At 66.8% G+C, this 11,357-nt stretch carries 9 protein-coding genes; 5 read left to right on the top strand and 4 right to left on the bottom strand.

Annotation, left to right across the window (positions count from 1 at the left end):
* Positions 1-12: 12 nt before the first annotated feature.
* Complete coding sequence (locus tag AC5P7S_RS03930; protein ID WP_095377249.1) at positions 13-519, top strand: DUF4166 domain-containing protein; 507 nt, start codon at positions 13-15, stop codon at positions 517-519.
* On the top strand, positions 494-931 hold the full coding sequence (locus tag AC5P7S_RS03935; RefSeq protein WP_005418590.1) for a thiol-disulfide oxidoreductase DCC family protein: 438 nt from the start codon (positions 494-496) through the stop codon (positions 929-931). The genes AC5P7S_RS03930 and AC5P7S_RS03935 overlap by 26 nt, the downstream gene beginning before the upstream one ends.
* Positions 932-1,002: 71 nt before the next feature.
* Here the strand turns inward: AC5P7S_RS03935 and otsA are convergent, their stop codons facing one another.
* From otsA to AC5P7S_RS03955, 4 genes are all read right to left on the bottom strand, one after another.
* A complete protein-coding gene (gene otsA, locus AC5P7S_RS03940) occupies positions 1,003-2,367 on the bottom strand; it encodes an alpha,alpha-trehalose-phosphate synthase (UDP-forming) (RefSeq protein ID WP_065178921.1) in 1,365 nt (454 codons plus the stop codon).
* The gene (locus AC5P7S_RS03945; protein WP_095377347.1) at positions 2,364-4,145 is read right to left on the bottom strand and encodes a glycoside hydrolase family 15 protein; all 1,782 of its coding nucleotides are present in this window, start codon (positions 4,143-4,145) and stop codon (positions 2,364-2,366) included. The genes otsA and AC5P7S_RS03945 overlap by 4 nt, the downstream gene beginning before the upstream one ends.
* Before the next feature lie 41 nt (positions 4,146-4,186).
* Positions 4,187-4,945: a trehalose-phosphatase gene (otsB, locus tag AC5P7S_RS03950; protein WP_053499173.1), complete on the bottom strand. Its 759-nt coding sequence runs from the start codon at positions 4,943-4,945 to the stop codon at positions 4,187-4,189.
* A gap of 207 nt (positions 4,946-5,152) precedes the next feature.
* Positions 5,153-7,588 (bottom strand): TonB-dependent receptor plug domain-containing protein, encoded by a 2,436-nt coding sequence (locus tag AC5P7S_RS03955; RefSeq protein WP_095377248.1) that lies wholly within the window; start codon positions 7,586-7,588, stop codon positions 5,153-5,155.
* A gap of 214 nt (positions 7,589-7,802) precedes the next feature.
* On the opposite strand from AC5P7S_RS03955, the gene AC5P7S_RS03960 reads away from it, so the two are divergent.
* From AC5P7S_RS03960 to AC5P7S_RS03970, 3 genes are all read left to right on the top strand, one after another.
* On the top strand, positions 7,803-8,285 hold the full coding sequence (locus AC5P7S_RS03960; protein WP_021202058.1) for a DUF3574 domain-containing protein: 483 nt from the start codon (positions 7,803-7,805) through the stop codon (positions 8,283-8,285).
* 36 nt (positions 8,286-8,321) lie between these two features.
* Positions 8,322-9,179, top strand: coding sequence for an XAC2610-related protein (locus AC5P7S_RS03965; RefSeq protein WP_095377247.1), 858 nt, complete (start codon positions 8,322-8,324; stop codon positions 9,177-9,179).
* Between the two features lie 126 nt (positions 9,180-9,305).
* Positions 9,306-11,024, top strand: coding sequence for a thiamine pyrophosphate-dependent enzyme (locus tag AC5P7S_RS03970; RefSeq protein ID WP_095377246.1), 1,719 nt, complete (start codon positions 9,306-9,308; stop codon positions 11,022-11,024).
* Positions 11,025-11,357 lie beyond the last annotated feature (333 nt).

Raw genomic sequence — 11,357 nt, forward strand, 5'->3', positions numbered from 1 at the left:
CTGTTCGCGCGTGTGCTGGGGCCGGCCTTTGCCACCCTGGCAGGACCGGTGCAGGCGCTGCATGCCGCGCCGTTGCCCTGCCGCTACGTGGGGCGGGCGCGTATCGTGAGGGGGCGGCACTGGCTGGTGCCTCTGCTGGCTGCGTTGGCGCGGTTGCCACAGGACGGTGACGCGCTGCCCACCGAGGTGGCGTTCAGCCGCTATCGGCAGGGCGAGCAGTGGGCGCGGCGGTTCGGCCGCTGGCCAATGGTGTCGCGGCTGTGGGCGCACGACGGGCATCTGCGCGAGCAGCTGGGCGCGGTGCGCTTCGAGTTCGCGCTGCAGGCCCGCCACGGTGGTATCGACTGGTCGGTGCGTCGGGTCTGGGCGTTCGGGCTGCTGCCGCTGCCGACGCGTTGGTTCGGCGGTGTGCGCTGCCGTGAAGCCTGGCAGGGCGAGCGCTACACTTTCCTGGTCGATGTGACGCTGCCCTGGGCCGGAGCCCTGATCCGCTATGAAGGTTGGCTCGAACCGCAGTGACGCTGCCGCCGAGGCTGGCAGCGCGGTGGTCGTGTTCGATGGCGTGTGCGCACTGTGCAATCGCTGGGTTCGGTTCCTGCTGCGTTTCGACCGCAGGGGGCGCTACCGCTTTGCAGCGATGCAGGGGCAGAAGGGCAGCGCGATGCTGCGCGCGCACGGGCTGGATCCGCAGGACCCGATGTCGTTCCTGCTGCTGGACGCACAGGGTGCCTGGACCGATACCGATGCGATCCTGCGCGTACTTGCGGGGCTGGGCGGCGCCTGGCGCCTGGCCGGCGTGCTGCGGCTCGTGCCGCGCGGCTGGCGTGATGCGGCGTATCGCGCGCTGGCACGCAACCGCTACCGCTGGTTCGGTCGGCATGACACCTGCCATCTACCCGCACCGGAACAGGCCGCGCGGTTCCTGGATTGACGAAAAAGGGGACGGAGGGGATTAAGTCGTTTGTGCATAAACGACTTAATCCCCTCCGTCCCCTTTTTTCTTCAGCCTTCCAGCGCGTCGAGGTAGCTGCGGCGCCAGTGGTTGATGTCGTAGGTGCGCAGATGTTCCATCATCGCGTGCCAGCGTTCCTTGCGCCTGCTCAGCGACATCGTCGCTGCGGTGGCGATTGCGTCGGCCACGCCGTCGAGGTCGTGCGGGTTCACCAGCAGTGCCTGCTTCAGTTCGTCGGCGGCGCCGGCCAGCAGTGACAGCACCAGCACGCCGGGATCCTCCGGGTCCTGCGAGGCCACGTATTCCTTGGCCACCAGGTTCATGCCATCGCGCAGCGGCGTGACCAGGCCGACCGCCGCCGCTCGGTAGAAGCCGGTGAGCGTGGCATGGGTGAAGTTCTGGTTGACGTAGCGCAGTGGCGTCCAGTCCGGCTCGGCGTGGCCACCGTTGATGTGGCCGGCGATCTGTTCCAGTTGGCTGCGCAGCTGCCGGTACTCGGTGACATCGCCGCGCGAGACCGGCGCAATCTGCAGGTAGGTGAGCGAGCCGCGCTGGTCGGGGTGACGCTGCAGGTAGCGTTCGAAGCCAAGGAAGCGTTCGGGCAGGCCCTTGGAGTAATCCAGGCGATCCACGCCAATCGCCAGCTGGCGGTCCCGCAGGCTGCTGCGCAGGTTCTTCACTGCGGCTTTGGTCGCGGCGGTGCCGGCCTGGCGTGCGATCAGGTCGGTGTCGATGCCGATGGGGAAGGCCGCCGCGCGGAATCGGCGCCCACCGGGTGCTTCCAGCTCACCGTTGTCGAGCACGCGGCCACCACCGAACAGGCGCAGGTACGTCTGGAAGCGATCGGCATCGCGCTGGGTCTGGAAGCCGACCAGGTCGTAGGCGTACAGCGCGGAGAACAACCGCAGGTGGTCGGGCATGGCCTGCAGCAGGTCGGCCGACGGCATCGGAATGTGCAGGAAGAAGCCGATGCGGCAGCCGATGCCGCGCTCGCGCAGCAGTGCGCCGAGCGGGATCAGGTGGTAGTCGTGGATCCAGACGATGTCGTCCTCGCGCAGCAATGGCGCGAGCTTGTCGGCGAACAGCGCATTGACCTTGTGGTAGGTCTCGCGGGTGCCGCGGTCGTAGTCGACCAGGTCCAGCCGGAAGTGCAGCAATGGCCACAGCGTGCGGTTGGCGAAACCATTGTAGTAGCCATCGACCTCGCGCTTGCTCAGGTCCATGGTGACGTAGTCGATGTCACCGTCCTTCTGCCGGTGCAGCGTGCCGCTGCCTTCCTTCACGGTCTTGCCGCTCCAGCCGAACCACAGCCCGCCGCGCTCCTTCAGGGCGGCCAGCAGGCCGACCGCCAGGCCGCCTGCGCGGTTCTCGCCGGGCACGGCCACACGATTTGATACCACGACCAGACGACTCACGATGCCTCCTGCCAGGACCGCGACAGGCGCATCGCGGCGGTGATCAGGCCGACATGCGAATAGGTCTGCGGGAAGTTACCCCAGGCCTCGCCGGTGTCGAAGGCCAGATCCTCCGACAGCAGGCCCAGGTGATTGCGCTGCTTCAACAGCAGCTCGAACATCTCGCGCGCCTCGTCCAGGCGCCCGATGGCGGCCAGTGCGTCGATGTACCAGAACGTGCAGATGGTGAAGCTGGTTTCCGGCTCACCGAAGTCATCCGGAGCGACATAGCGGTACAGCGAATTGCCGTGCTTGAGGTCACGGCCGATGGCTTCGACGGTGGCGATGAAACGGGCGTCCATCGCGTCGATGAAGCCGATGTCGGCCAGCAGCAGCAGCGAGGCGTCCAGGCGATGGCCACCGAAGGTATCGGTGAAGTGGCCCAGCTCTTCGCTCCACGATTCGGCCATGATGCGCGCGTGGATGGTGTCGGCACGTGTGCGCCAGTAGTGGGCGCGGTCATCGCGCTTCAGCCGTACGGCGATCTTGCACAGGCGGTCGCAGGCGGCCCAGCACATCGCGCTGGTGTAGGTGTGTACCTCGGTGCGGCCGCGGAACTCCCACAGGCCGGCATCGGGTACGTCGTGCAGGGCGAAGGCCTGCTCGCCGAGGGGTTCGAGGCGGGCGAAGGTGTGCGCATCACCCGGGTCCTGCAGGCGCCGGTCGAAGAACAGCTGCGTGGACGCCAGCACGACGCTGCCGTAGACATCGTGCTGGCGCTGCACCCAGGCCAGATTGCCGCGCCGTACCGGGCCCATGCCGCGGTAGCCGGACAGGCTGGGGACCTCATCTTCGTCCAGCTTCGCTTCGAAGCCGATGCCGTACAGCGGCTGCAGCGTGCCGTCGGTGGTGGCCAGGTTGAAGATGTAGCCGAGGAACTGTTCCATCGTGCGCGTGGCGCCGAGGCGGTTCAGCGCCCGCACCACGAACGCCGCATCACGCAGCCAGCAGTAGCGGTAGTCCCAGTTGCGCACGCTGCCGGGGGCTTCAGGAATGGAGGTGGTCATGGCCGCGATGATCGCGCCGCTGTCCTCGTACTGGCACAGCTTCAGCGTGATCGCACTGCGGATCACCGCGTCCTGCCATTCCAGCGGAATGGACAGGTAACGCACCCATTCGCGCCAGTAATCGCGGGTACGCTGGAAGGCCTCCTGCACATAGCCACTGATCGAACGGTTGAGCGATTCATCCACGCCCAGGATCAGGTGGATGGGATGGTTGAGCACGAACGGCAGGCCGTCGCGCACGAAGCGCACCGGCACGTCGGTGGTCAGCCGCAGCACGTGTTCGGGCAGCACCCAGCGCACATGGTTGCTGCCCCAGGTGGATTCCGGAACGCGCGCGCCCCAGTCCGCCAGCGGACGTGCGCGTACGGTGATGCGCGGGCTGCCAGCCAGCGGACGCACCTGGCGGATCAGGCTGACCGGGCGGTAGAAACGGTCGTTCTGGCGCCAGCGTGGGGCGAAGTCGAGGATCTCCAGTTCGCCGCCGTGCGCGTCGCGCAGCACGGTGCGCAGGATCGCCGTGTTGGTCAGGTATTCCTGCTCGCTGCTGACGAAGTCTTCCAGCTCGATGGCGAAGTCGCCACCGGTCTGCTCGTTGGGGCCGAGCAGCGCGCAGAAGGTAGGGTCGCCGTCGAAGGTGGGCAGGCAGCTCCAGACAACGCGGGCACGTTTGTCGACCAGGGCGCCGAAGCTGCCGTTGCCGACCACGCCCAGATCAAGATCGGGTTGGGTCATCACGCGGTACATCTCGGTTGCGGCCGTGGGGGTTGGCCGGGTCAATAGGCATTCTCACGCAGCCAGGCGTGCACGCTGCGTATGTCGGGCAGCGCGAACACCGCCGCGCTGGGTTCACGTTCGCCCACCAGCACGCTCCAGCCATGCTGGCCGTTGGCGGCATCGAAGCCGAACTCATCGGTCAGGTCATCGCCGAGGAACACCGGCAGGCGACCGCGGAAGGGCAGGTACTGCATCATCCGAAGCACCGCACGGCCCTTGTCGGTGCCGACGGGCACGAATTCGACTACATGGTCGCCGGGTTGCAGGCGGTAGCTGGCACGGCCCCGCACGTGGCGGTCGGCGAAGGCACGGACGTCCCTGGCTGCATGCGGCGCGCCGCGCCAGTGCAGGGCCAGGCCGACACCCTTGTCTTCCACCAGCACGCCGGGATGGCCGTGGGCGAAGCGCATCGCCTGCTGGTGCAGTGCGTGCAGCCATTCGGCGGTGTCGTCATCGTGTTCGTCGCGCAGTACGCGACCATCCTGCCCACGCAGTTCATGGCCATGCAGGCCCGCAGCAGGCAGTTGCAGCGGAGCGAACAGTTGATCCAGCTGTTCGAGCGGGCGACCACTGATCAGTGCCACGGCACCTTCCAGGCGGTCGCTGATGCGGCCGATGGCTTCGCGCACATCCGGCAGCAGCTGCACGGCATCCGGGCGTGCAGCGAATTCGATCAGGGTGCCGTCGACATCAAGGAACAACGCGCAGGCGTCATCCAGCAATGGCGGCGGCGGACGCAGGGGGAGCGGTTCAGCCATGACGCTCAGCTTGCCAGCGTGGGCGTGTACGTGGGGTCGAGGGCAGGCTACGGATCGGGGTAGTGCCGGCCAACGGTCGGCACCCACCCAGAGCGATCACCTCCGGTGGGTGCCGACCGTTGGTCGGCACGAAGGGGAGGCTTGCATGGAACCCAGGCAGTGCGGACCAACGGTCCGCACCCACCGGGAGTGATTGGTCCAATGCAATCAGAACGTATAGCGGACGCGGCCGTAGTAGTACGCGCCATTGCTGCCGATCGGCGACAGCACGTCGTACGGCAGGTTGCCGAAGTAGTGGATATCGCTGTTGGATCGATCCGGATAGTTGTCGGTCAGGTTCTGCCCGCCGAGAGCCACGCTCCACTGCGGGGTGATGCGGTATTCGACTTCCGCATCCAGCTGCCACTCGGCCTGGTAGGTCTGGCGCGGGATGTAGCCGTCACCGAAGTTGAACACGCGGGTGGCGCTGCCATAGCGGTTCACGCGGGTGCTCAGCGACCAGTGGTCGTTGCTCCATGCGGCCGAGAAACTACCACGCGTGCGCGGAGTGGCGTCGGTCAGCGTGTTGGTCTCTTCGATGCCGAACAGCACGTAGTCCGGATTCAGCGCGCGCAGCTGGGCCGGGGTGGCCAGCACGTTCTTCAGCGTGGTCTTGGTATACGCATAGGTGCCGGTTAGCAGCAGCTGGCCATCGCCCAGCGACTGGCGCCAGTTGCTCACCAGCTCGGCGCCACGGGTGCGGGTGTCGGCGGCGTTGACGAAGAAGCTGGCGCTCTGCAGGCCGCTGACGCCGTAGTTGGCGGCCACGTAGTCGGTCAGTGCATCACCGGTGATGCTCTCCGACAGTGCAATGCGGTCATCGATGTCGATCTGGAAGAAGTCCAGCGACAGGTCGAAATGCTCGCCGATGCGGCTGGTGAAACCGAGCGAGGTGTTCAGCGATTTCTCTGGTTTCAGGTTCTGCGCCCCCAGGCCGCGTGCGATCGGATTGTTGACTGACAGCAGGCGGCCCTGCACCAGCTGGCCACCTGCGTTGTAGCCGGTGGAGGTGGACTCGTAGCCGATCTGTGCCAGCGACGGCGCGCGGAAGTTGTTGGAGATCGCGCCGCGCAGCGCGAACGCCGGGGTGAACTCATAGCGCAGGCCGAGCTTGCCGGTCAGTTCGCCGCCGAAGTCGTCGTTGTGCTCGTAGCGCGCGGCCAGGTCGGTGGAGAACTTCTCGCCGAACTGGCTGGACAGGCTGGCATAGGCACTGGCCACATCGCGCGACAGGCGCGCCGCATCCTGCGGGGTCAGGCCACCACCGGCCTGCGAACCGGTCGGGCGGTCGGTGTACGGGCCGGCCGCATAGCTGGCCGGGTCGCCGGGGCGGGTCTGGTAGCGCTCATGGCGTGCTTCCACGCCCAGGCCCAGCGTGTGGCTGATGCTGTCGCTCTGGGTGAACACGCGGCTCAGATCGAGATTGCCCACCGTCTGTGCGTACTGGTAATCGGCGGTCTTGAAGCGGGTCGGGCTGGTCGGGCCCAGCGAGGCGTTGAGCGAATCGCGCAGGCGGTAGGTGAAGTCGTTCTGGCCGTAGTCCAGGCTGCCGTCGTAGCTCCATTCACTCCACTGCCCGCGCACGCCGGCCACGGCCTGCACGTCGCGGTTCTCACCTTCGGAGATCGGCCGGTAGCCGTTCGGATAGACCTGCTTCCAGTTGGCATCGCCATCGGGATAGCGGAAGTAGTTCGCGCCTTCGGTATCCCGCTGGTTGAAGGTACCGAACGCGTAGAACGTCGAGGTCTGGCCCACCGGGATCTCGGTGTTCAGCCACAGGTTGATGTCCTTGCTCTTGCCATCGCCCAGCACATAGTTGCGCTTGCCCTGCAGCACCAGGTTGTCCGGAGTCTGGTCCCACGGCGGAATCTGGTCGAAGCCGGCGCGGTTGGTACCGTTGCGGTGCTTGTATTCCAGGCCGACGCGCAGGAAGCCGCCGTCTTCGCCCAGCGAGGTGCCGACCTTGGCGCTGAGGTTGCCGGTCTGGCCATCGGTGAGGGTGCGGCCGATCGGCTTGAGGTCGGTGTGGTTGGCACCGTAGCTCGCCTCGATCTCGCCGCCGTCACCGCCGTTGTCGAGGATCACGTTGATCACGCCGGCCACGGCGTCCGAGCCGTACAGCGCCCCGGCGCCATCGCGCAGCACTTCAATGCGCTTGATCGCGCTGACCGGAATCGAATTGAAATCGACCGGGGTGGTGCCCTTGCCGATCTTGCTGTCGGTGTTGACCAGCGCGGTGTGGTGGCGGCGCTTGCCGTTGACCAGCACCAGCACCTGGTCCGGCGACAGGCCACGCAACTGCGCAGCGCGCACATGGTCGGCGCCACCGGAGTTGGACTGGCGCGGGAAGTTGAACGACGGCAGCAGCGCCTGCAGCGCGCTGCCCAGCTCACCGTTGACCACGCCCGCCTTGCGGATGTCCTCGGCGGTGAGCACATCCACCGGCGAGGTGGATTCGAGCACGGTGCGGTCGGCGGCACGGGTGCCGGTAACGATCACCGTATCCAGGTTGGTGGCGTCCTGGGCCAGGGCCGGGGCGGCCGCGGAGGAAAGCGCGAGGGCGATGGCGAGGCCGAGCGGCGACGCGGGCAGGCGGGCGGACATGGGGGCTCCAGCAACAACGACGACGGGGGAAGGGGAGATAGTTTCACTTACATCCATCCGGATGAAGCGATATATTATCTTCGCGTGATGACCGGTGCGGATGCAAGCCCCTGCCGGTCCGGCATGAGCTGATGCCCGGTTGGCATCAGCACGCCGGGCCGGTGGCGCTGTACGCTGCCGGCTCGCCTTGTCCCCCTTCCCCGGAGCTGTACCGATGAAACACCTTGGCCTCGTCTTCGCCGTGCTGTTGGCCACCAGCGGCTGCGCCAGCCTCTCATCGCAGGCGCCCAGCGCCTATGCCACGGCCACTACCGCCGAACTGAAGGGCGACGCCGCGCGCCCGTCTTCCGCGCACGGCTGGGTGCGCAGCGAGCTGTACTTCGGCGTGGGCGAGGAGCAGGGCGCCGGCAACCGCCCGCAGGCCGACACCATCAGCGACGCGCAGTGGCGCACCTTCCTGGACAAGGAAGTGACCCCGCGCTTCCCGGATGGCCTGACCGTGTTCGATGCCTATGGCCAGTGGCTGTTCCGCGGCGATGCCGCGCCCAACCGCCTGCGCACCAAGGTGCTGGTGGTGCTGCATGAGGACACCCCGCAGCGCCGCGCCGATATCGAAGCGATCCGCCTGGCGTGGAAGCAGCAGACCAGGCATCAGTCGGTGCTGTGGTCGCGGCAGCCGGTCGAGGTATCGTTCTGAGCTGAAGGCGCCACCGCGGTGCCACAAGGACCGATGATGAAACACAGGGAATGCCTGCTGGGCCTGGTGTTGGCCGGCACGCTGGCACCGTCGGCGCAGGCCAGTGGCGACGACATCGAAACACTGCGGTTCCAGGTGGCCGCGCACGTGCAGGCGCACGCCGATCCCCAGCAGGATGGCAGCATCGCCGTGCAGCTGTCGCCGTCGGGAAAGCGCCAGACGCTGGCGGGCGCGGCGGATGCCGACGGCAATTCGCGCTGGGGTCTGGAGGACGTCGATTTCGATGGCTACCCGGAACTGGTCGCACGCGCCTCGGTGGGCATGGTCAACGAAGCGGTGGCGGTGTACCGGTTCGATCCCGCCAGTGCCGGGTTCCGCGCGCTGCGGGCTGCAACCCACGGCAGGGAGAGCTGCGGCGAGCTGATGGGCCTGATGGTCGACCACGTGAGCCGCACCCTGACCAGCAGCTGCCGCAGCGGCCCGATGTGGTACACCGACCAGTATCGCTTTGCAGGCGCGACACTCTATCTGTACCGCGCCGAGAGCGTGCTGATGCTGGGCGATACGGTAAACGCCGCGCTGCAGTGGGAGCAGGCCGACGAGCAGGGTCCGCTGGCCGTCTGGCGCACCTATGATCCCGCTGGCCGTGTGCTGGAAAGTGCCATTGCCGATGGCCTGGGAGCACCGCCGGATGGACCGTTGCGCGGCCAGCAGGCCACCGTGGTACCCGCGCGGCTGTTCCTGTTCGACCGGCCTGGTGCGTCCAGCACCAAGCGTTACCTGGTGCAGGGCGATCGCGTGGAATTGCAGGATGAACAGAACGGCTGGGTGAAGCTGCGCTATCGCAGCCCGAATCACGGCGACGTGCTGGGCTGGATCAACGTCAACGAGTAAAAGGGGACGGAGGGAATTAAGTCGTTTGTGGCACAAGCGACTTAATTCCCTCCGTCCCCTTTTTTTGCGGAGGCATCACTTCATCGGGTCTAGCCTCGGGGGTTCCCCCGTTCGAGGATGTATCCGATGAGCAAGCGCGTGGCCGAAATCGTGGTGGACGCCCTGCAGCAGGCTGGTGTCCGCCGTTGCTACGGCATCGTGGGCGATACGCTCAACCATGTGACCGATGCGATGCATGGCAGCGAGATCGCCTGGGTGCACGTGCGCCATGAAGAAGTGGCAGCGTTCGCTGCCGGCGCCGATTCGCTGGTGAGCGGCGAGTTGACCGCCTGCGCGGGTTCCTGTGGTCCCGGTGGCCTGCACTTCATCAACGGCGTGTTCGAGAGCAACCGCAACCGTGCGCCGATGGTGCTGATCGCCAGCCAGGTGGTGACCAGCGAGCTGGGCATGGAATTCCCGCAGGAAGTGGATTTCAAGGCGGTCTATGGCAGCTGCACGGTGTTCTGCGAGCAGGTGCACAGCCCGGAGCAGGCGCGACGCGTGGTGGCCCTGGCCTGCCAGGCCGCGATCAGCCGCCGTGGCGTGGCGGTGGTGATCCTGCCGGCCGATATCAGCCAGGCCGAGGTGAAGCACGACGTGCCGTTCTCGGTGCACTACACCCAGCCGGTACTGCGCCCCTCCGACGCCGAGCTGCAGCGCATCGCCGAGCTGCTGGGGCAGGGCAAGCGCATCGGCATCTACGCCGGTGCCGGTTGCCAGGGCGCGCACGCGCAGCTGCTGGAGCTGGCCCGGCGCTTGCAGGCCCCGATCGCGCATACCTCGCGCGCGAAGGATTTCGTCGAGCCGGACAACCCGTACAACATGGGCATGACCGGCATCTTCGGCATCGAGTCCGGCTTCCACACGCTGATGGAGTGCGACACGCTGCTGCTGCTCGGCGCCGACTTCGCCTGGGGCCAGTTCTACCCGGACAAGGCCACCATCATCCAGGTCGACCGCGATGGCAGCCACCTTGGCCGCCGCCACCCGGTGAACCTCGGCGTGGTCGGCGATATCGCACCGACGCTGGATGCATTGCTGCCGATGCTGCCGCCGCGCGAGGACGGCAGTTTCCTGGACGAGTGCATCGAGCATCGCGACAAGGCGCTGAAGAAGCGCGAACAGGAAGAGCAGCCGGGCGAAGGCGAATTGATCCATCCGCAGCACCTGACCGCGCTGCTCTCGAAGCACGCTACCGAGGATGCACTGTTCACCGCCGACGGCGGCTCGCCGATGGTGTGGGTGCTGCGCCATATCCGCGTGAACGGCCGCCGCCGCACGCTGACCAGCCTGCTGCACGGCACGATGGCCAACGCGATGCCGCAGGCGCTGGGACTGCAGAAGGCCTTCCCCGGCCGGCAGGTGATTTCACTGTCCGGCGATGGTGGCCTGGCAATGCTGCTGGGCGACCTGTTGACCGCGGTACAGGAGAATCTGCCGATCAAGGTGGTGGTGTTCAACAACGGCTCGCTGAACTTCGTCGAGCTGGAGCAGAAGGTGGAAGGCCTTCTGGATAACTACACCGACCTGAAGAACCCGGACTTCGGCCGCCTGGCCGAAGTGATCGGCTTCCATGGCCGCACGGTCACCCGCAGCGAGGATCTGGAGGAAGCGGTGCAGGATTTCCTGTCGCAGCGTGGCCCGGCGTTGCTGGACGTGCACACGAGTCGCGCCGAGCTGGTGATGCCGCCACAGATCGAAGCCAAGCAGGTGGCCGGTACCGCGCTGTATGCGGCCAAGGCAGTGTTGAGCGGCCGCTTCGACGACGTGAAGCATCTGCTGGTGGACAACTTCCTGAAGAAGTAGGGGGGGCGATGCAGGGCTGCGCCCTGCACCTGCGAAGGCGAAGGTCGAAGCAACAGCAACAGCAACAGCAACAGCAACAGCTGGGTATCCGTGGGATGGCGGGGTGGGTCCGGTTGCGGGGGGCGCTGCAAGTCCCCCTCCGGGGCCCGGCCCAGCCGCTGGCGGCTGTGCGTTCGGGCGCTTGCGAAGCAATGCTTCGCAAGCAAAGCGCCCTCACCCATGTAAGCTCGGTCGCCGCTTGCTCGTGTGCGCAATCCTGCGCACACGGCAAGACCGGGGTTGGGCGTCCTGCCCAACCCGCCCGAGGCATGCCTCGGGCCCATGCGGCTCACG

The organism is Stenotrophomonas sp. YJH_SMC_32 (assembly GCF_059369975.1).

Coding starts and splice junctions, on each gene's coding strand:
- AC5P7S_RS03965 (WP_095377247.1), top strand. CDS start 8,322: ATGAAACACAGGGAATGCCTGCTGGGCCTGGTGTTGGCCGGCACGCTG.
- otsB (WP_053499173.1), bottom strand. CDS start 4,945: ATGGCTGAACCGCTCCCCCTGCGTCCGCCGCCGCCATTGCTGGATGAC.
- AC5P7S_RS03945 (WP_095377347.1), bottom strand. CDS start 4,145: ATGACCCAACCCGATCTTGATCTGGGCGTGGTCGGCAACGGCAGCTTC.
- AC5P7S_RS03960 (WP_021202058.1), top strand. CDS start 7,803: ATGAAACACCTTGGCCTCGTCTTCGCCGTGCTGTTGGCCACCAGCGGC.
- AC5P7S_RS03955 (WP_095377248.1), bottom strand. CDS start 7,588: ATGTCCGCCCGCCTGCCCGCGTCGCCGCTCGGCCTCGCCATCGCCCTC.
- AC5P7S_RS03935 (WP_005418590.1), top strand. CDS start 494: ATGAAGGTTGGCTCGAACCGCAGTGACGCTGCCGCCGAGGCTGGCAGC.
- AC5P7S_RS03970 (WP_095377246.1), top strand. CDS start 9,306: ATGAGCAAGCGCGTGGCCGAAATCGTGGTGGACGCCCTGCAGCAGGCT.